At 36.5% G+C, this 21342-nt stretch carries 18 protein-coding genes and 3 pseudogenes; 9 read left to right on the top strand and 12 right to left on the bottom strand.

From position 1 onward, the window contains the following. Nucleotides 1–21 precede the first annotated feature (21 nt). The 4 genes and pseudogenes from FTT91_RS08810 to FTT91_RS08795 all read right to left on the bottom strand — a co-directional run. A pseudogene (locus tag FTT91_RS08810) lies at nt 22–246 on the bottom strand (Fic family protein); the annotation flags it as partial. Nucleotides 247–567: 321 nt separating this feature from the next. Beyond that, nucleotides 568–3081: a DEAD/DEAH box helicase family protein gene (locus FTT91_RS08805; protein WP_180038335.1), complete on the bottom strand. Its 2514-nt coding sequence runs from the start codon at nt 3079–3081 to the stop codon at nt 568–570. Nucleotides 3082–3084: 3 nt separating this feature from the next. Then, nucleotides 3085–4692 carry an Eco57I restriction-modification methylase domain-containing protein gene (locus FTT91_RS08800; RefSeq protein ID WP_180038336.1) on the bottom strand — a complete coding sequence of 536 codons (1608 nt, stop codon included), beginning with the start codon at nt 4690–4692 and terminating at the stop codon, nt 3085–3087. Then, the gene (locus FTT91_RS08795; protein WP_180038338.1) at nt 4682–5368 is read right to left on the bottom strand and encodes a hypothetical protein; all 687 of its coding nucleotides are present in this window, start codon (nt 5366–5368) and stop codon (nt 4682–4684) included. The genes FTT91_RS08800 and FTT91_RS08795 overlap by 11 nt, the downstream gene beginning before the upstream one ends. 611 nt (nt 5369–5979) lie before the next feature. On the opposite strand from FTT91_RS08795, the gene FTT91_RS08790 reads away from it, so the two are divergent. Next, a protein-coding gene (locus tag FTT91_RS08790; RefSeq protein WP_180037941.1) for an IS5 family transposase occupies nt 5980–6802 on the top strand; the annotation gives its coding sequence in 2 pieces (ribosomal slippage) (nt 5980–6360 and nt 6362–6802; 822 coding nt in all). Between the two features lie 285 nt (nt 6803–7087). Here the strand turns inward: FTT91_RS08790 and FTT91_RS08785 are convergent. The 5 genes from FTT91_RS08785 to FTT91_RS08765 all read right to left on the bottom strand — a co-directional run bounded on the left by FTT91_RS08785 (nt 7088) and on the right by FTT91_RS08765 (nt 12955). Continuing rightward, a complete protein-coding gene (locus tag FTT91_RS08785) occupies nt 7088–7990 on the bottom strand; it encodes a hydrolase or metal-binding protein (protein ID WP_180037897.1) in 903 nt (300 codons plus the stop codon). 184 nt (nt 7991–8174) lie between these two features. Further along, entirely contained in the window at nt 8175–9215 is a 1041-nt protein-coding gene (locus FTT91_RS08780) for a YqaJ viral recombinase family protein (RefSeq protein WP_180037898.1), read from the bottom strand. Nucleotides 9216–9370: 155 nt separating this feature from the next. Continuing rightward, nucleotides 9371–10414 (bottom strand): DUF932 domain-containing protein, encoded by a 1044-nt coding sequence (locus FTT91_RS08775; RefSeq protein ID WP_180169279.1) that lies wholly within the window; start codon nt 10412–10414, stop codon nt 9371–9373. A gap of 45 nt (nt 10415–10459) precedes the next feature. Continuing rightward, nucleotides 10460–10747, bottom strand: coding sequence for a hypothetical protein (locus tag FTT91_RS08770; RefSeq protein ID WP_180169278.1), 288 nt, complete (start codon nt 10745–10747; stop codon nt 10460–10462). 141 nt (nt 10748–10888) lie between these two features. After that, nucleotides 10889–12955 (bottom strand): DUF262 domain-containing protein, encoded by a 2067-nt coding sequence (locus FTT91_RS08765; RefSeq protein WP_180169277.1) that lies wholly within the window; start codon nt 12953–12955, stop codon nt 10889–10891. A 630-nt stretch (nt 12956–13585) separates the two neighbouring features. Between FTT91_RS08765 and FTT91_RS08760 the strand changes: the two genes are divergently transcribed. From FTT91_RS08760 to FTT91_RS08750, 4 genes are read left to right on the top strand one after another with little or no spacing between them, the layout of a single operon-like run. After that, a complete protein-coding gene (locus FTT91_RS08760) occupies nt 13586–13840 on the top strand; it encodes a hypothetical protein (protein WP_032880187.1) in 255 nt (84 codons plus the stop codon). 2 nt (nt 13841–13842) lie between these two features. Beyond that, the gene (locus FTT91_RS14775; RefSeq protein WP_002062302.1) at nt 13843–13971 is read left to right on the top strand and encodes a hypothetical protein; all 129 of its coding nucleotides are present in this window, start codon (nt 13843–13845) and stop codon (nt 13969–13971) included. Further along, a complete protein-coding gene (locus FTT91_RS08755) occupies nt 13972–14199 on the top strand; it encodes a hypothetical protein (RefSeq protein WP_086222411.1) in 228 nt (75 codons plus the stop codon). An 11-nt stretch (nt 14200–14210) separates the two neighbouring features. Beyond that, on the top strand, nt 14211–14867 hold the full coding sequence (locus FTT91_RS08750) for a hypothetical protein (RefSeq protein ID WP_180169276.1): 657 nt from the start codon (nt 14211–14213) through the stop codon (nt 14865–14867). Between the two features lie 76 nt (nt 14868–14943). Here FTT91_RS08750 and FTT91_RS08745 read toward each other — a convergent pair whose 3' ends face one another. Further along, nucleotides 14944–16368: a hypothetical protein gene (locus FTT91_RS08745; RefSeq protein WP_180169275.1), complete on the bottom strand. Its 1425-nt coding sequence runs from the start codon at nt 16366–16368 to the stop codon at nt 14944–14946. Between the two features lie 86 nt (nt 16369–16454). Here FTT91_RS08745 and FTT91_RS08740 point away from each other — a divergent pair, with 86 nt between their 5' ends. The 3 genes from FTT91_RS08740 to FTT91_RS08730 all read left to right on the top strand — a co-directional run bounded on the left by FTT91_RS08740 (nt 16455) and on the right by FTT91_RS08730 (nt 19135). Then, nucleotides 16455–16682: an AlpA family transcriptional regulator gene (locus FTT91_RS08740; RefSeq protein ID WP_180169274.1), complete on the top strand. Its 228-nt coding sequence runs from the start codon at nt 16455–16457 to the stop codon at nt 16680–16682. Nucleotides 16683–16968: 286 nt separating this feature from the next. After that, the gene (locus FTT91_RS08735; protein WP_180169273.1) at nt 16969–18057 is read left to right on the top strand and encodes an inovirus-type Gp2 protein; all 1089 of its coding nucleotides are present in this window, start codon (nt 16969–16971) and stop codon (nt 18055–18057) included. Nucleotides 18058–18130: 73 nt separating this feature from the next. Then, nucleotides 18131–19135, top strand: a complete 1005-nt coding sequence (locus FTT91_RS08730; RefSeq protein ID WP_180169272.1) for a hypothetical protein — start codon at nt 18131–18133, stop codon at nt 19133–19135. A gap of 33 nt (nt 19136–19168) precedes the next feature. Here the strand turns inward: FTT91_RS08730 and FTT91_RS14890 are convergent. Together FTT91_RS14890 and FTT91_RS08725 are read right to left on the bottom strand one after the other, a co-directional pair. Next, nucleotides 19169–19252: pseudogene (locus FTT91_RS14890) on the bottom strand (Fic family protein); the annotation flags it as partial. A gap of 978 nt (nt 19253–20230) precedes the next feature. Next, on the bottom strand, nt 20231–20881 hold the full coding sequence (locus tag FTT91_RS08725; RefSeq protein ID WP_004974358.1) for a response regulator transcription factor: 651 nt from the start codon (nt 20879–20881) through the stop codon (nt 20231–20233). 243 nt (nt 20882–21124) lie between these two features. Between FTT91_RS08725 and FTT91_RS08720 the strand changes: the two are divergent. Next, nucleotides 21125–21294, top strand: a pseudogene (locus tag FTT91_RS08720) (secretion protein HlyD); the annotation flags it as partial. Between the last annotated feature and the right edge of the window lie 48 nt (nt 21295–21342).

Here is a 21342-nt window from a genome sequence, read left to right as displayed (position 1 = left end):
AGTGCTTAGGATGCATAAAACTTATTTTCTCAAGCGATACCTTTGCTTCGGACTTTTCGGCTTATCTGGAATAGTCCGCTCGATCAAACCTAACTCTATTGCAGGATTCAGATAGTTCTTTTGGAATGTTGCTCTGTGAGTTAAACCAAGCAGCTGCATCAACTCAATCAAAGTATAATCATCTTGTCCTAATGCAGAAACCAAATGTCGAACTTGATCGCTTACTTGTACACCATCTTGAGCGGTTCGATTTTCTTTTTATCAGGTTCTTTGATAAATTCTTTATAGGTTAGGACTTACGCAAAAGACACTGGCTTCCTGCATTCGCAGGAATGACGAGCCACTTTAAATTTCCGTCACCTCTGCATAGGTAGGGGTCTAGCATCTTATTTTAGATTTGCAATGATAGGAAATGCGTAAGTCCTAATAGGTGATATTTTGCCAGTTTTGTAAGTCTTTGCTTGGGTAAATTTATGAATAAAATAGAGGTTCATTGTATTAAATCAAACAAAAAGCAACTAACACCCAAAAGCCTTAGTTGCCCCTAAAACACAATCATAAAACCTATCAGTTTTTCTCAAGCAACTCACGGCTTACTTCAGTATTGTACAAGAACACCGTTTCATGCCGTTCCCAATCCATCGTATGATAGCTCGTACTTGCATCTTCATAACGCTTAAACTTATAAACTGCATCATTCATCAGTGATTCATTAAACAAGTTTAGGTTAACAAGCAATCTAAAATCCGCTTGGGTCAAGCCAGTTACACGTTCAAATAACTGTGGTTCAAGCTGTGTGATAACATCATGTAAGGTATGTTCCCGATAATCGGTCAAATACATAAAAATTGGAATACGAGTTGCAAATTTGATTAGCTTTTCTTGAATTTGCTTACGCAGACCTTTCATTTCTTTTTCTTTGGCGGTTAGTTCATCCTTTTCAGTTTTGCTCATTGTCTCATCGTCATTTTTATCTTTTTTACTTTTTTTGACTTCATTTGAGCGATTGATAATGGTTTCAATGTCTTTATTGATGGAGCGAAAGCCTTCAATTTTTTGCAGCGTTTGCATCGCTTCATCATTGTCTAGGAAACGCTGTAGGGTAAAGTTATCGACATTAACCAATAATGCACTTTCCCAACGCTTAGCAAGCAAGGTAGCGGTGGTTCCTTGCATGGCAATATCAAGCACCCCAGCAGCATCAATTTGACGCATACTAGAGCCATCATAAGCCAGTACAGGCAAAAACTGGATAAACTCTTCAACCTTTCTTTCAGGGCTTTGCTCACCAACATTTAGGCGACAGCTATAGTCAGAGATTTGTCGTAATGCTCGTGTTGGAGCAAAGTCAAAGACGTAACATTGTTCTTTGATGATTTCTTCATTGTTTGGGTCATTGGGGTTATGTCCACGCATTACCCAAGGGGTCTGCACCCGAAAGGCTGCCTGAAAATAACCTTCAGGACTGGTCATGTTGCGTAGCATGAGTATGCCTGTCCAAGGGGCAATTGATACACCTGTGGTTAATTTACCGCAAGATAGCGTTATACTTTTGCTTGCCAATGGATTTTCACCCATTGCTCGCTTAACAGGTGGAATAGCTTCACTACCAATACCTGCCTTTGTACCTGACGCATTGACAATTTGATAATCTTGATAAAACACATTTTGGCGTTGTTTGAGCAGATTTTCCATTGCATCGCATGAAGCCACTGATGGCAAAAACCAAAAGGTATGCAGTAAATTACCGAGTAAATTGACATCAGAAAACGGCATAGGCGGTTTTTGTCTGCCTAGTTTTAGACTATCAACATAAGCATCAGGTAAGGCGTTACGCATTAAATCAAGCCATTTTTGCACATATTCTTCATGTTTGAATTTGGCATCTTTACCTGTACCTTCAGCGAAGAAAAACTCATTTAGGTCAAATTCATTAAATTCACCTTGTTGAGCAATAGTTTTGACAGCATCAGGTAGCTGATACGTCATCATGACCATCTTAGGTAAACTTGCATAGGGATTGGGCTCATCTGAATGCGTTGCCCACTCTTCTTTTGCCTTTTGCTCGTCAGAATACGTCCAGTTGTAGATTTGCTCTTCAATAAATTCGCCTGAATTTAACGCTCTAAATGGCGTACCTGATAAATAAAGATAATGCTCTGTAGTAATGGGTAGTAATTCTTCATCGAAATTCTTCAAATCAGTCGATAATGCGTACTCCTGTTCACCTTTGGCTTCATCATTATCAAATAAGTCTTTGGCGGTTTCACGCCATGCCCCATAGTGATATTCGTCAAAAATCACACAATCCCAGTTAGTAGCATGTACCCATTCGTTTTTGGTTTTAATACCACCTGTGGCTTTATTTTTACCAAGATAGTCTTGGAATGAGCCAAAGCAAACGATAGGTTTAGTTTTATCTGCTTCTTCATAGGTTAAGGTATTTTCGTTATTACTGACGAACTGCCAACCTTCAAAATCAATATGATTTTCTAGGTCTTCTTGCCATGCGTTATGCACCGCAGGTTTGAAAGTCAAAATTAGTATTTTCTTCCAACCCATTTTTTTTGCCAGTTGATAGGCGGTAAACGTTTTACCAAAACGCATTTTGGCATTCCACAAAAAATGCGGTTCTTTGTTACGATAGGCTTCTTCTTGCTTTATGTTGGTAAAATACTGAGCTGTACGTTCAACGGCTTCTTGTTGCTCAGGACGCATTTTAAAACTTTGGGTGCGATGTTCGATGTTAGGCTTACCAGTACGGATTTCCATGAGTGCTGCTTGCACCGCTTTGATATCGCAATCAAACCACTCACCTGCATCTCGCTCAATACCGTGTTTTTTAAGGGTTCTATGTACATCATGGTCGGTAAAGAATGAACCATCTTCACGGATTGCAGGTTCGTCTAGCAAAAGTGTCCAACTTTGTGATGGCGTTTTGACTGGATATTGTTCTCTAACTCGTTCTTCAGCAGTTTTTGTGGCGGTATAGCCTACTTTTAGCTTGCCATTATATCGGATGTCACTATAGGCGTAGATGGTAGGCTTTTTTAGTTGGGTAGTGAGTAATTCATTGCTCATAGTCTAATCCTGTTCTGCATCCATTGGACGAACCATTTTTTCGATAAAGGCGATTTCTTTTTTGGTTAGTTTATATTTTTTATAAAGTTCTTCATCCGTCCAAGGTTTTGAAAAGTCCTGCATTGGAACTAGTTGGTAAACTTTTTGAGTTGCATGTTGAGTATTTTTTATCAAAAGAATTAAAAATCTAAAAAACCTTGTTTTCATGTAAGAAATCACATTCTCTGCGGTCTGTTTATCATCAAAATCACCAACCACAAGATAGGTTTCAGTACAAATAGTATTGGGTTCACCCACAAACGGTTTGCCGATTACCCAAAAATATTCAGAAATCCTTTCTCCATAAGAGTATGATATAAAAACTTTATATTTATCGATTAAGGCTTTATTTTTAAGAATTAACCCTCTGTCTTGATAGCCAATGCTTGCACTATTTTGATTTTGATAAACTAAAACTGAGTTTTCAAACTTGTTTGGTTTACCTCGAAATGTGCTATCTAAACCAAAAGGCTTTCTTGCACTAACAATATCAGCAAAGCTTTTTTCTTTGAATTTTCTAATTTTTCTAATAATCTCAACACCTTGATTGTAGCGTATTAAAATATCAATCCCTTCTTCCTTTAAAGGTCTTGACATTTTTGAAGAGCAACCTTTGCTATCATAGGTGGCAATAGTACAATCGCCATTATAATTACTATCCCAATGGAAGAAATTCACGCCACCTGACAAGTCAATTTGCGGAAAACAATCCGCAGCATTCGGATAATCATGAATTTCTTTTACACGTTTATCATTGAGCATTTCATCACGAAATTCATCCAGTCCTTTACCCCCTGCGAACCAACGGGATGGAACAATCATTAATAGATGATTAGGGTTTAGCTTTTTAGCTTGCTGAACAAATAAATGATAAATAGGTTTGGCACTCGCCTGAGCACCACCATCACTCATTTGATAGGGTGGATTGCCGATAATTACATCAAACTTCATTTCTTTCCCCAATTCTTTAAAACGATTTTCTAGTAATGCCAAAGGATTGCCATGAATAAAGGCATACGCATGATTTTCACGATTATCTGATACAAAATCATACTCATTGCGTGATGCCCCACACTCACTACACTTGCCATCATTGCCCCAACGATGTTCCAATCGCTGATAAAAGATATTGCCATTCTCATCATTAAACGCTGTACAAGCGGATAATTTACCGTTTGCTTGTTTTGAACAGTACAGCGTTCTACGAGAAATTAAAGCCGTTAGTAGGGTAATCCCTAGACCAAATACCTGTTTGGTCAAAATATGATTAAAACGTTCTTGTTCAGTCGGTATCTGCGACTTTAATCCTTCATTCAGTCGTAAGACAATCTCACGCAAAAATACCCCTGATTTGCAAAATGGGTCAAGAAATGTCGCATTTTTATTTGACCATAGCTTTTTCGGTAACAAGTCGAGCATACGATTGGCGATATCAGGTGGCGTGAAAACTTCATCACTTGACAGATTTGCCAAACAATTTAAGACATCAGGATTATAATTAACGAATAGACTTAGCTGCCCTTTATCTTGATTCTCTGATAATGCTTCATTAAATGGATTTTCAGTTACCATATGACTGTTCCCATAGCTTTAAAAAATGTGTGGGGGCATATAATTTAAAAGATTTTGGAAAGAATTTTCGCTCACCTGTTTCAGAATACGCATAAGAACCCCGTTCTTCGTCTGATAATAGATTTTCGGATTCTGCTTCTGACGGCATCAGGTATTCATAAATAAAGTCATGCCGTTGAACCAAGCTATTGTTAATAAATGCCCATTGGGGAAAAACAATTGGTTCACCATTGTTTTGCTTTAGCGACAACGCATCACCATGCAAAATATTCGTTCTCAATAAGTATTCAATTGTATTGATAAAATCTTCTTGGGTTTTGCTATATTTACTTTCATAATCTTTTACCAAAATGTCGTATAACCGTTTACGACACTCAATAAGATTATCTTCAAGCAATTCAATGCCATAAATCGAAGATATTGCTAAGATAGCATGTCTCTCGTAGTTTGTTTGATTTTTTTTAGCCAAACGATTAACTGTTCCTAACTTACGTTCTAAAATTTTGGCTAAAAAATTGCCTGTGCCACAGGCAGGTTCTAAAAACCTTGAATCAACACGCTCGCTTTCGTCTTTAACTAAATCTAACATAGCATTGACTTCACGGTCATTGGTAAATACCTCACCGTAGTCACGAGTACGTTTTTTTGACTTAACTTGAGATATTTCTACTGACATATTAATAGTTTACCTGCTTATTCACTCTTATATCGCTATTTATTCATAGGAAAGCGTATTTTTGATTTTAAAAACGAAACAGCACCCAATGTACCATCTTGAATTTAAATCGCTAAAATAGCTTGTTTTTGTGCAAATAACCACTCTGCTTTTTCACCAACGAATCTTGCAGAGTTAGAAAAATTTTTACCATCGTCAAATGAAATGAATTCCTCTACTCATTTAGCTCAACATGAAGAACAAATTGATAGAATTTGGAACAATTTATTGCAAAAATGGGAGGAAGAAGACAAATCTCAACCAACCGTAAACAGTAACTCCCATCCACTACATGATAGTTTTACAACTGTTAACTCAACTAACGTAACTAATATGACTTCTCCTACTAAAGAGAATTATCACTACAAAGAAGATTCATCATCAACAAGACTTACTAGATACATCAGAACTTATGGATCATCCAAACCCATCTAGGTCTTCTAAAAGTGATACAGATATCACTGATGCAGAAAACTCAGAAAATAAATTTTCATTACAACACTGTATTAATGATGATGATCAGAATTCAATAGACCTCTTGCGAAAGTAAAAAATGCCTGAATATAGATTTCATGAGATATGAGAAATTAAACCGTTTTTCAGATTCTGAATTTAAGCGCTTGGTTGATGTACCTCGACCAGTTTTTACTGAAATGGTCGATGTTATAAAAAAAGCAGAATCACTTAAAAAGAAATCAGGTCGTCCTCATACTTTAGCTATAGAGGATCAATTGTTATTAACGCTCAATTACTTACGCAACTACAACACTCAACTAGAATTGGCGGCATACTACCATATCGCTGAAAGTAATGTGAATCGAACCATTAAAAAGGTTGAAGATGCTTTGATGAAATCGAGATGTTTTACTCTGCCAAAACGAAGTATTACCACAGCAGACGAACACTTTAACTGGGTCATTATTGATGCGACAGAATGTTCAATAGAACGCCCGAAAAAAAAACCAGAGTAAGTTCTACAGTGATAAAAAGAAGAAACATACACTAAAAACCCAAGTGATCTATCATCCGCAGAGCAAACAAATCATAGGGATCGATGTATCAAATGGCAGTCAGCATGATATTAAACTGGCAAGAAAAACGGTTAAGAAGTTTAAACATTGTGAATATGTTCTGACGGATTTAGGGTACTATAGATTAGAACAAGATGGATTTAAGTTATTGATGCCAATTAAGAAAAAGAAGAATTTACCTTTATTTGATGCTGAGAAAAAGTACAATAAAATGCTTGGAAAAATACGAGTTGTGATCGAACACATCAATAGTCAATTGAAAACATTTAGAATATTAAGTGAACGCTATCGAAATAGACGGAAAAGATTCGGTTTACGCATTAACTTAATCGCTGCACTGGTAAACCGAATTAACTTGCAATAACGACTTTCGCAAGAGGTCTACTGGAATAGTAGATTTTTATTCAACAATAAATATCATACGCAAATTTACTATTTATTACATTAAAAAACAAACATCTAAATTTACACAATATGAATACCTATTGATAAAGAGTTGTATTTAAAAACTCAAAAAATCCTATTAATGGAGGTTGTATCAGCTATGATAGTTGTAATACTAATAAAGACTACTTCCAGCAGAATCTATACACATGAAAAAAAAATAAAGGAGACTGACTCCCTTATTTTTATATTTCAATGACTTGCTTCAAACTTCAGCCTTAACAGTTTTTCTAAGCCCCTGTTTAATATTTATAAAATCCGTTGTTAGAGCAATAGAATCAGGCTGCACTTCAACAACATTTTGCTGGTCACTGTAAAACTCATCCACCACACTCAAGCCCTCCTCCATATCCGCTTCAAATCGGGCATTCGCAAAGCCCTGTCTTGCGACGTGATCCAATGCCTCTTGATAAAACCCAGCATGCTTGCTCTGTTCATCAATCTGTTTAGCTTGGGCAATCGCATCATTCAAACTACTCCCATCACGCAGAGTCAGATCCACGTAGTACACAGGCTGACGATAGCTCTGTGTAGTGCTCTTGCCCCGTAGTGTGAGCTGCAATGGCAAGCACGACAACAAGCCACCCGATGCTGCATGGTAGTAACTCAAACGTGCTGCTAATGTTCGGATACTATTAAAGCCTGTGGTTCTAAAGATAAATGTACCCAGCTCATCCGAGTCATCCAGATTCACATGTAAACGACCATAAGGTTTACAGTTGCCACCTTGCGCTAAAGCACACAAATCAGGTGATGGACATGGATGTTGTTCAACCCCTTGATGAGTAATACGTTGGCATGTGTCACCATTACCCACACAAACAGGTCTGCCCGTCTGTCGATCAAATAAACTGTATTCAGCTCGAAGATTGAGTTCGGGATCATTAAAGATCATCCGCACGGGAATGGATCTCAACTTCCCATTCGTTGCGTTTGCACGTAGCTGTTCATCTAGGGGATGTTTAATCCAGCCTTCTTTGCTTTGGATCTGACTGGTAATCGTAAACTGGTCATCTTTCTCTGGCAGACGCTTGCCATTCTTTTCCACCACACGACCTATGCTGATTCGTCCTAAAATTGGTGGTGTAATTGCTAAACCTTTAATCATGATAGTTTTCCTCTAAATAAAATTTTACTGTTGACCCTTTGTTATGTAAGCAAATACAAAACCGTTTAAAGATCAGATGAAATGCAAAGACCGCCATTGTTGGCCTACCGCTCCTTCGGGAGTCGGTAGGTCGGGGGTGGTTTTTTGCGCTTTTTTGAAGACTGGAAATATCGACGTGATGAATTCAGTCATTGGTATAGATCTGAAAGCGTCGTGTTCCTGCTTTGTTTTGCGGAAACTGCTCAAGCATTTCTGGGTGAAGTTTGAGTAAGGCTTTGCTGTCTAAACTGATTGAATCTTTGGATTTCTTCCACGTCACCGAACCATTGGCAAAGGTTGCTCGTTCAGCATCCTTCATCAACATCTGGATTTGATGCTTAGTTTCATCAAAGTTATTTTGATGCAGCTCAATGTGATGCTTTTCTTGAATCAGTTGAGCAAACAATTGATTGGCTTGTTCGTTATGACTCAAGTCTTCAAAAGTCAACGGAATATGTTGTGGATAAAGCTGCTGTATGGCTTTGGCTGCCGATTCACTGGCATCTACATCAGGTGGTGTGTCTTTTTCCACACACTCCCAGAAGTAACGTTCTGCATTGATGATATGCTGGATCACAGATTCGGAGCGCGTCACTTTGAAGATTTTGGTTTCATGACCACAGATCAACACACAAACATGTGCTGCGCGTTTGCCTGTCACTGCCAATTGATGTTGTACCTGACACAAGACATATAAAGGCACACCATCTCGCCAAAGTTTTGCACCGTACTCTCCTGCTGTTTTGCATTCCAGAATTTGAACTTCATCACTACCCACAACGGAGTAATCCAGATTGGCAAGCATAAAATGCTTATCAGGATCTGGATGCTGAAGCACTGCATTGATTCTGCGTACCTTGTTATTGGTGTGCATGCTGTAGTACTCAGCCACCAATGGTTCTAGCTGCTTACCCCAATAGAGTGGTGCATGTCCTGAACTTTCATCTTCAATCGATTGTTTGACTCGCCCTGTCTTGATCATCCAAAGTTCGAGCATCGACATATAGGGATTCAATCCACAGGCTGCTGCACAATCACTACTGCCAATACCTTGTCGTCTGACTTCAAGCCAGTCAGATTGAGTCATATTTTTGGTATTCACCAAGCGTTTTGCTGTAAACAGTTTTGGGGCGTTAAAGGGTTTACTGGCTTGTTGAATGGATGGGTTTAATATTGCTGTATTCATAGCTTGCTTCCTCATTTTATATGGATAGTGGCAAATAAAGGGCATAAAAAACCACACCCGAAGATGTGGTTTTAATAATTTTTAAAATTCGAAATTCCATTTAAAAATGCTTGGTTAGGTCTAACTTTCCATTGCAAGAAACTCAAATTTCTACGCTATGACACCATACGCAAAGCCTGTTCGAGTCCACGTTGCTTGATCGCTGCTCCTGCACCAAACCAAGCTGAATCGAGTCGATGATCTGTACTCATGGCACGTCTTTCATGATCAATAAATTCTGTAACTGAACACAGTAATCCATAGGCTGTTCCTTTAGCAGAACTCAACTCAGCACCACGTCCCTGACCATTAAACATATCCATTGCTTTAGTCATCGCCTTGGCATTAGGTTCAGCTTTTTCCTTGGTATTTGCATGTGCCGCCTGAGTCGCAACATCACGGTAAAACTGAATAATATTGTCCTCCTGATCTGCCACACTCATGCTGGTATTGTTGAACACTGCATCAAAGAAAGCTGCTGCTTCTCCTTGGGTGACTCTACGCTGACTGAGCTGCCTCATTTCGTACATGTGTTCATCCCATGCACGTACTGAAATGCCCAATTGCTGTTTGACCTTATCTGCATCAAACTTGGTGCTATGCGGAACTTTAACCACACCTGCATTACTGTTCTGACCACGTAAAGCAATCGCCAAGGTGTTGTTGCAGACAACACGAATGGAAGTGAATTGTGCCGTAGTTGCCAAGGTGCCATCACAAGCGGTTGCCAACAGAATGTAGCCATTACTGACATCCTTGCCTTTAAGTGCAGTAGATTGACCTGTACGTGCCAGCGCCCAGAACTTCTTACCACCTTTAAGCACGCCTGCGGTTTCCAATTCAAAGCCTGACTGTTCAGTTAGATCACGATAGAACTCTAAGATCTCACGAGGTTGGACTTCTTGAAAACGTTGACTGACCACTGACAAGGGTGCATGAGTATCAGAACGGTACAGCACGCGCTGTTCTTCATAGGGCATGATAATGCTTTGCCCACGTTCATTCTGTGCCATATAACTGACATTAGATGACTCGATACGCCAGTCCATGCCTGCCTGCTGTGCCCAGATTTCAATCGGTTGGTTTTGACTTAGTTGATTCCCTAGTCCATGCCAAGGGGTTTCACCGACATAAGCCATTTGTTCAAGTTGATGTGCCATAGTTTTATTCCTTTTTAAAATCATATTGAAAAATTGGATCTATTTTTAATTCAGATATTGAGTGGGGAACTTTTGGTAGCAGTTATGGCAGAAGCACAAGCTTTGCTGCGGAGGTGTGCTTTGCTCTGTAAATGAATTAAACAAACCACCAAGTACAGTTCCTGCAATTCCTCCAACGATGGGAGGCAAATTCAAAGACTTCGCAACAGTTGTGCCTAAGGCCCCTAAAGCTGCGGGTGATGCAAGATTTGATAATGTTGAATTTGCTTGTTGTGCATTTGCTTCAACAATCATGATGTCAGTTGAATGACAAAAGGGACAATTCAAGCTCATGACTCGACTCCTAAATTTTGGGCATAAAAAAGCCTGCTCGATGGCAGGCTTTGTTTTCATATTTTCATGTGATCTCAAAAGAGCTTCATGATTCTCATTAGGATGTTATGTATCTTAAATTATTTGGAATCATTCAAAATTTTAAACATTACTATCCTTTTTTATTAAAAAACTTAATTCAGATTGCTCAACATCACACTGCTCAAATATTTTTTTAAGAATATTTATTTTGGTTCTCGTTGAACAATTTGTGTATAAGAAAACCGACCTACTGATTTCAGTAAAATTATTTGTCGTTTCAAGCAAGGAAAGATCATAAAACTTTTGATCAGCACATAAACTCATAATTTTCGTTGTGTGTTGTTCTAATAAATATTTTACGACATCTATCTGCATTTCTTTCCATGATTGTACTTTAGATTCAACATCATACAAGGTATAAGATACTAAAGTGTATCCTGTAAAATCAAAGTCATCTTCCAGTAAATATTCATTCGTTTCCTCTACAGGTGGAGCATAACTTGTTGTTGGGTAATACCATAATTTAAGCGATTTCTTTGATAGGCGGCTTTGTCTTTCAACCAGCTCATCTTCCGTCCATTTTAGACATTCTCTTACATATTGATTCAAACGCAAATTACTGTCTTTAAATCCATTTTCAACGTCTAATTTATCTTTAAAAGGTCGATTACTATATTTGCTGTTATAACCAGTTAATGTCAAATTTGGCAGAGTATGCAACCATTGCTCGTGAATCTGCTGTGATTTTTCACCCAATTCTTTTTGCCAAACAGGAGAAAGCGTTTGGGGCATGATATGCTCTATGGTGTATGTTCCATCTTTAATTCTTTCAATTACATTAATTTGTTCTTTGCTTTCCTCATTTTCTAGAAAACTAAATAAATATGCTTTATTTTTCGAACTCATGGCATAAATGTTACGGCTAAAAAGAGCTTGCTCAAATTCCTCATCATTAGGAAAACGACTTGATTCCTCTTTATTTAACAGCACATATTTATAAATTTCAGCATAGGATGCCAATTGGCTAGATTGTGCTTTCTTAGTCACATCTTTATCTAAAGTTGCAAAAATTTTAGACAAAGCATTAGTGGCTAAACCAACAATCAAACGTCTAAATAAAAATATTTCCGTTACTCTTAAAAGTTCAGTGACCTCTTGATCAGTAAGATTTTTTTCATTCCAACGTTTTAGAATTGCCAATACGACTGGAAATATAACGGTAAACTCTAACTGACTCAGCCGCACCAACACAGCGGTAAAACTGTTTTGATATTGCGTCGGATTCAAAATGATTGCATAAAACTTTGAATACTCCAGTAAATCTTGTAATAAAGCTTCAATATCATCATTATTTTTTTTCACATAATCTTTGAAAGTAAAATAGATATCTTTAATAACGACTGTGCGATTTAATTTTAAGGTTAAGTAATCTTTGAAAAAATCACTAACCTTAAAATGAGTATTTTTTTCAATTTTGTTCCAAAAAGCTTCATAATATTTTTCTTGTAATTCAGAAGAAAGCCCCATTAAAATAAAATTTCGGATTTTATCGCCTTCCTCAAGTTCAAGTCCCGTTGAGTTCAAGCTTTCAAATATAAGCTGGGGGTCATCATCCTTTTCTAAAAAAATATCAATTGTTTGTAGTCGTGAAATGGCATCATACAAATCATCAATGTCGATATTTTCATTCAGTATTCTGTCTCGAAAATATCTAAAATTTGACGTTACATTAGAACCATCAACAAAATCTGATTCATCACCAAACAATGCATCAAAAGCTTTACAGTCATCCTTGATTGGCTTCAATCTTATTTTCCGCTGATCTTCTTGATACTCATCGACTAAATGTTTTTTGGTGATTTTCTCAATTAAACGATCATCTTTAGGAATAACTTTTTTATGCTTCAATAAATCCACAATAGCAATCAACAAAATTGATATGGTCGTTAAACGTTGTTGCCCATCAATAATTAAAAAATCTTCTCTTTTGCCGCCTTGCATATGGCTTGAAACAATACTACCAAAAAAATGAGGGGCATCAGGCTTTTTAATTAACCCTTTTAAATCATTAAGTAACTGAGCACAATGTTTGTTCTGCCAACTATAGTTACGCTGGTAAACAGGAATGATAAATCTTTTATCCGAGCCATCAATAAATTTCAGAAATTGTTTTGCTTCACCCTTCATTTTTTCCCCGTTACGTAAATATATACATTTTAATGATCATAAAGTATGAGTACCAATTCTATAGCAATTAAAATGATTTAATATAGATCTATATCCATCTTAGAATTTTACCAAAAACTTTTTTTCATACGCTTCAATCTTTGATTTTACTTGTTTTTCCAATATTGCTTGATTGACTAAACCCACCCTTAAATTTATCATTCGACTGCTGACCTACATCGTCAGTCGGTTTTGACAGACCGTTTCCTAAGTGCACTAAAAGATCCCTTCTTTTGGTGTGAGTACTCGTGCTCCCTCTGCGGTAGAACGGGAGGGGGACACCTTCGGGTGTGCTGATTCTTAGGTTCAGTCTGTCAACCCTCTTTCGTTCTGCCACCATTATTTGACAGTAATTGGTAGAACTTCTTAAACCTAAGGAGTAGTCGCCATGACTCAGCACTTTCTATCTTTATTATTTTCCCTAAAACGATTTTCTATTCCTCTGTTGCATTAGCAGCATTCATAAATTTTTGCTTATTTGAATGATCTGAACGCTATCTAGCCTTAGACGGTTTTGTTGCATCTACACTTTAGTCCATTCAGCAAAATTTATTACACATCAAATAACACAATAAAAAATTAGGGGAAATGATGAAAATTCAAACTTCACTTGTACTCATCTCTGTTGCATTAATGGCTTCAGGTTGTGCCAGTAAAACAGAACGTCAATTTATCAGTGGTTGTAAAACAGGTGGCATTGATGGCAGTACCTGTTCATGTATCTACGACAAACTTGAAGATAAATATGGAGAGGATGGACTGAAAAACAATCTGTACACCCTTCAACAAACTGAATCCTTTCAGATGGATATGGTAAACGTTTCCTATCAGTGCATGAAGGAATAGCCATGAGAACACTTGCAGGCATCATCTGCGTCATCGCCGTGATTTGTGTATTAGGTCTACCCTTCATTGGGTTCATGATCGTGATGGGAATTTTTATTGCATTGGCAAAATATGCTATTGGGGGAAAGTAAATGAATTCAAATATTAAAACAGGTCTGATTAGTGCCTATTTCGTGATTGGCTTTTTCTTTGCCATCTATCAACACTTTTGGGGACAGTATAACTACAAGCCATTTACTTACAATTTGGGGCAAGGTTTAGTGTGGCCTGCAGTAATGTTTCCAGTCATCGGTAAAATTGTAGGTGGTATCTTGATCCTATTATTCATTTGGTTCGTTGTTATTCGTCCTAAACTATAAAGGGTTCAATCATGAAAAATTTATTTTCTATCATTGCCCTGTGTTCCTTATTAATGGCATGTAGTCAAGGTAATCAATCTGCAAAAACGGATACTTCAGGTGAGTCTACCAATACGGATGCTCAGCATACTAAGTCTATTTTTGCTCCCTATAACGAGGAAGCAGTTAAAACCAAACTCAATGAAATGCAGATGATTATTGACAATGGTCATGTTTATTTGCCTGCGGAGGTCAAGGAAGCTGAGTCTTATGTCAATGGTTGGAATAAGTACCCTGATATGCTGAAAGCCATGATGGAATCTGATCTTAATCCGAATCAGACTCAAAATGTCGATGACACACCACCTGATGAAGAGACCTCTATTGAAACGAGTGCTATCAGTGCACGAGGTCGTATCACCGCTCAGGAATCACAATCTGCCTTCAATGTGCCTGGGGCGATAGATTACTTCATTGAAATCCAATCGACCAATGAACAACCTTTTACTCTACAAGGTTTAAAGATTAACCGTGGTCGATGTGGTTTTAGCACAGGTGACTTTTATAGCAAATTACCTGTCACATTGAACTACAGTCAAACTGTCAAATATTTACTAAAATGTAAAGGCGATCAAGTCCTTGAAGCTGAACTCATTACTGATCAAGGGAGTTTGAGTATTACGTTTTGATCTTAGAACAGTACCAATAACGAGAGCACTTTTAATGATTAAGTGCTCTTTGTTAGAAGCTACTTTTTAATCATAACTATCGTTCAACAAAAGTAAAATCTTTTTCACTTTTTATAAGCGAAGATAGATTAATCACTTCGGTTTGCAAATTTGGTTGTCTGAGAATCTGAGGATAATCAACTTGTTTTATTCTATTCTTTAAAGCCTTCTTTATTGGATCATATGAAAAAGAAAGATCTTCCATATGAGTTGAATATAAGATATCAATCTTGTCGCTATCATTCCTATAGTTTGTTGGATTCAATTTATAGTGATAGTAATTTTTGTGCTCTTTCAAATTAAGTAAGTCATATAAAAATTGGTTAAAACTATTGGGAATTGTTACCTTTTTATGCGCGCGATATTCCATTTCTTTGAAAAAGTTAAAATAGTGCAAGATTAAACTTTGAAAGCTTACGATTAGGGATTTTTCTTTTGGATGTCGTGTTTGAACTTTCGTAGTCTTGTCCGATAAAAATTCAATCATATTGGTGAGTTGTTCTAATTGGAATGGAATATGCTCTAAATTACCTTCACTAAGCTGTCGCCCCAAAATACTGTGCACATCAAGCAAAGAGAAATACATTGCATCATAGAATGAGAGCCCTTTATCTAGTACAACTTGAAACGTTAATTTTATTTCCGGAATAGTGGCTGTATTCTCATCAATTTCTTCACCATTTAAAATACGCTGTGCTAATTTATTTTTTGGTTGTGCCCATACTTTATTCTGATCTTTTCTCAATGTATCCAACGGTGTCAAAAAATTAATCAATGAATGATAATGAATTAGTGACTCATGCTGAAAAGGTAATCGGGAAAAAGTTGTATGAAACTCTAAACACAGTGGCATTAAGAATTTGAGCGGATCAAATTGCATTCTAAAACTTAAAGCAGCTAAATCATAAATATCTGTGAGTGAGAATGCGCTCTCAAATAATTGATTATATTCTTTATTACCTCTAATAAAGTTCAAAGTTTGAAAGGCTCTGTCTCTAAATTCCTGATTCGAAATAATCTGAAAAAAATCTAAAATGGGTGATTTAAAATCAGATCCATATTGAGTATCCCCCCAAAATACAGCCAATAACTCTAACTCAAAAAACTTTTTGGAATCAAATTTCATAAAATTTGCAACAAACTTCATTTCAGGATGTTGTGCTAGAAAATCATTATATAAACTAGATTCTTCTAATTTTTTTTCTAGAGTCTCTTGATTCAATTCATTTTCAACAAACTTTTCTGATTCAATTTTCCTTTCAGAATGATGTGGTAAAAAATTACCAACCGCACCGATCTTTTGAGACATTCTCTCTACGATTAATTGATTTAATTCGTTCAAGTCATTTAACTGTTTCTGATAGCGATGCATGAATGCATAACGCTCAAATTCCTGATCAATGAATTGTTTGGTACGAATGAAACATGCCGTTTTAAGAAATTCTATTGAATTTTTTTTCATATTTCCCCGTTTGGAATTACATTCGCTGTTTTTTTTCCAAAGATACGTTGTTAATTTTGGCTTATTCAATCACGGAGTCAAATCTTATGCAATCTAATACATTACAACCACCTACAATCTATCGACTAAAAAAGGTCATTGAAATTACAGGTGTAAGCCGTTCTGTCATATATGAAAAAATAAATGAAAAATCGAAACGTTATGATCCAACGTTTCCAAAACCTATCAAGCTTAGTTTGAACACTGTAGGTTGGTTTGAGCATGAACTTATTCAGTGGCTTGAGCTTAAATCTGAGCAGCGTTTTACCTGCTAACTTTCCAAATCGACTTTCGCAGTCAAAAGTCGATATTACTGAAGAGTAGATGGAATGGATTATTGGAATCATGGTTTCTATTTTTTTCAATAATTTAGGATTTTATATTTAATTAATAAGTACTTATTAATCAATATATCCTATTGATAAATATTACATTAATTAGATTCATTATCCATCGTACAACTCTTCTAAAACCTATATCAAACTTATCACGACTCATACCAAGGCTACCAATGCCTTGGTAGGGATTCACTTACTTAAAATTTACCTAAAAGAGAATTATATGAACACAGATCTAAATGACTATCATGATGATTATTATGAAAAATATTCTATATGTGAAATAGATGAAGAGAATATTGTAATTATTGATGATGATGAAGCAATACACAAAAATACTGTCATTCAACTCATTAAAAAGATGTCAACGTATGGAAATAACGATGTATATAGATCTCATCCAAAAAGAAAACAATCTTATCTAATAGATCATTCGGCAATACATAATACGTTTAAAAGAATTGACCCAAGATTTATATATGATGTCACGTACACAAGTGCTGAGACAGATCTATTTCGTAAGATCTGCGTGGAATATCTGCCTTCACATATTGTAAATGATACTTCTACAAACTTTTGGCAACTTGCTCACAACGAACCAATAGCGATCAGTACAGCTCATTACAAGCTCAAAGCTCAAATTTTAAACGAGTTCTACCAACATCTCTTTGAGGCATTATCGACTGATGCAGACTATAAAAAAGCAGTGCAACTACGCAAAGAAAAAAGCCTAAATCAGAAGAAGAAATCCAAACGGCTTATCAATAAATTAATTAGTAAATTCAGTAAATTACTAGTACTCAGGATTGATTTTTCAATTGATCGAAAATTTAACATCACACTTGAACTAATGAAAACCTACATGAGCATTTTCTTAAAAAAACTCCATACACTAAATGACAATGTACCTGCCATTGTCGGCTATATTTGGAAATTAGAATACGGAATAAAAAAAGGCTATCACTATCATTTTATCTTTTTCATGGATGGTAATATCCATAAAAAAGAGACTTTTTTTATAGATCAACTCGCTAAATTATGGAATGACATTACTCTAAATAAGGGTACTTACCATAGTTGTAACCACAACAAGAGTTCTTACAGAAAACTCGCAATTGGCACACTTGTTCATGATGACCAAGAAAAAATTAACGCACTGTATATGGTCGTGGATTACATAACCAAAGTTGACCAATTCATCATTGAGAAAACGCTTAAGAACCATCGTACTTTTGGCTATAGCACTCGCAAGCTTGAAAAAAGCAAAGCTGGAAGGCCTCGTAATATCAACGCAGGATCAATATCAGTCTAATTCAAAATTTTCAAATCCTGCTCTCTAAGGCAGAGAGCATCAACACCCTTATTTAAAAAAATGCGAAACCACTATGAACATGCTAATGCAACCTACGAATACTACAGAAAGCACCAATCTACCTTATTTTTGTATGGGTGAGTTGAACCTATCCATCATGCAAAAAGTTTCAGAAATCATAACCAATCCCAACTACCAGCCTTTCAAAAGAAAGACCAAAAAAAATGCTCAAACCGTTATCCAATACTATGTTAGTAATAGCCCACATACGGATGATGCTTTTTATTATTTGCAATCTATTCACCCCATCAGTACTCCGTTATTACAACATACTGCTTTCAACATCAGTCAGAGTGTAAAGGCTGTAAATCAGGCATATACAAACTTGGGTTACGTTTCAAATGGACCTATTAATCCAATGCTATTACACAATGAACATTATGTTGAGCAGATAAAACCTATTGTAGATGCATTCGTATATGAATTGAAAAGCCATTCAACCAGTAAAAGTGCAATTGACGATCGTGATAAACGAATTACGTTAATCAAAGAAATACGCAAAGCAAATGTACCTGTGATGAAAAAGCTGTTTAAAACTCAACAACGTTTTAATCTTCATCACTTTATCTATACGTTTAATATGGAGAAATGTGAGTTGCGTGATAAAGAGTTTGTAGAGCAAGGACTTGTGAAACAAATTTCAAATATGATTGAAAAATTTCATGAAAATCATCAATCTAAAATTTTGGCTTTATTTTTTTGCGTACAACGTAATTTATCAAACAATTATGTTTTAAATGTATATTCTGCGACAGATATTGAACATGAACAGCTTTCAATGAAAGATTGCATTCAATTACGAAATGGGAATTATATTATTGTTGCACCAACCTCCAATATTTCGTTAAGTATTCATGAATTCAACTACCCAATGGATCTTCAAGACGCAGACGGCATGAATGAAAAAAAATGGAAAGTTATTTTTGGACAACAAGTTGAAAAATACAACTATGTCTATTATGAATCTGAATTCGTATCACCAAAATTCATATATCTAGAGTGTGACAGCAAAAAATAAAGACGAAGGGCTGAATGCCCTTCTTTTATTTTCTTAGATTCCTAAAACAGTTTGATACGGCTTAAATCCTTCCAATACAGCAGCGACCAAATTATTAAATGGTTCACTATTACCATAGCGTCTTAAATCAATACTTTTATAAAATGGGGGACGATTGGGGGACTAAATAAAATGAATAATTATTTATTTTATTTTTATCATAAACTTATTTTTAAAATATGATTCCCTCTTTCGCCAAATTAGTTGTTTACGGTATTATCCCGTAGTTTTAAGGGCTTGAATCTAAAGGGTTTAGGCCTTTTTTATGTTTAATGCAATCCACTTTATCTATTGCAAGCTTGATCTAGTTGGGGTTATAACTAGGGGTATAATAAATTACCCCCAAAACTATACCCCCAATTCTGTGGAATCATTGCAATGCTTACAGATGCTCAAGTCAGAAAAATAAAACCATCGGAAAAGAAAGCCAAATAATTACCTATGATCGAAATCTAGCACATATCACGGCTGGCGGGCTTGGTTATCGTGAATTCTAAAAGTTGAACCCATATAGGGGGAAGCCCCCTACTCACTTAGGTATGATTTATTCAAATCACCATTCATCTATTACTATTAAAATATATTCGTCCTTCTATGTATTTCTTATTAGTGGCGGGTTTTCCCGCTGCGGACAACTTCACACTATTGGATTTATGGGTACAGATACAATCAAAGCCTAAGAATCTGAAAGAAGCATATCGCCTGCATTAGACTGATAGCTATTCAGCTCATGTTGATTTTTACCCATTTTATCGACATGACAACCTGAATATGTTTATGTCATCGACATGACAACTCTCTCATGTCGATTTTTGTCAGTTTTATCGACATGAAAGCCTGAATATGTTTATGCCATACAGCTAAAGGAATAAGACAATATTCCTTTTAGGTTTTAAGCACATCAACAACCTGAACGCTAAATGTCACATCCTAAAGCGAATTAGCTTTTTAAAAAGGTCATAATCAGCCAACCACCCACCCAATAAAAAAACCGCTGCTCAATCTTCCAGATCAACACAGCGGTTTTAAACTCATCTTTTACAGATCAGTCACATCTTACATTTTCTTTTCTTCAATATTTAACGCATTGATTGCCAATACCGCCTGAGTACGATTTTGCACACCCAATTTACGGAAAATTGCGGTCACATGCGCTTTAATCGTCGCTTCAGAAACATCTAATTCATAGGCAATTTGCTTATTCAACAAACCTTCTGCCACCATCATCAATACACGGAATTGCTGTGGTGTTAAAGACTGAATACGTTCAGCCAAAGCTGTTTCATCTGCAGCGCGAGGGTCAAAGTTAACATTCGCAGCCAAGTTTGGCGGCAACCAAATCTCACCTTCTAAAACTTGACGAATTGCTTCACCAATATGGCTCGGATGTGCCGATTTTGGGATATAACCCATCGCCCCATGCGCAATTGAACGTTGAATAATCGATGCTTCTTCGTGAGCGGACACCACAATAATTGGGATAGATGGATATTGCGCACGCACATGCACCAATGCAGAAAAGCCCGATGCCCCTGGTAAATTCAAGTCCAATAAAACAAGATCAGGCTCAGGTCCATTTTCCAAACGTTCGTACAATTCATTAACTGCAGCAGTTTCATGAATTTGAGCTTGCGGTAAGCTATAACGAACCGCCTGAATTAAGGCATGGCGAAACAGCGGATGATCATCAACGATTAATATATTCATAACAGACGTGAGAGATCTTGGGCACAGTTGTTATATTCTAACCACACAAAGACAATTAAGGATATGCAAGACATGACTTTTTTGCATTTATTGTGCAATTAATCACAGAAAAGCGTTTATTTTTTATGTTTTCAGCGCTCAGTCAAAAAGGTTGATCATTTTGTGGATTTTTTAATCAGTTTTATTTTACAACCAAAACGCTCAAAACAAGATGTAATATGAAATAGAAAATATCCCAAGATAAGGGTTTATATCCGTACCGATTCAGACAAACTCAGCAACAAAGCAGGACAAGCGTTTGATATACCCCGGGCATGGTCGCAACAGTCGATATTAAAACGGGTGAAAAAACGGTGTTGGAATATCTGATCAAACCATTCAACAAAGCCAAAGAAGCCTTACGTGAGCGCTAAACAGAAATTCTCTTATACCTGAATTTAATGAATTATCTCATCTCTGAT

Source organism: Acinetobacter sp. YH12021, assembly GCF_013420145.1.
In the GTDB taxonomy this organism is placed as follows: domain Bacteria; phylum Pseudomonadota; class Gammaproteobacteria; order Pseudomonadales; family Moraxellaceae; genus Acinetobacter; species Acinetobacter towneri.
Note: the sequence above shows the minus strand (reverse complement) of the source record. Positions and strands in the feature narration are given on the sequence as shown.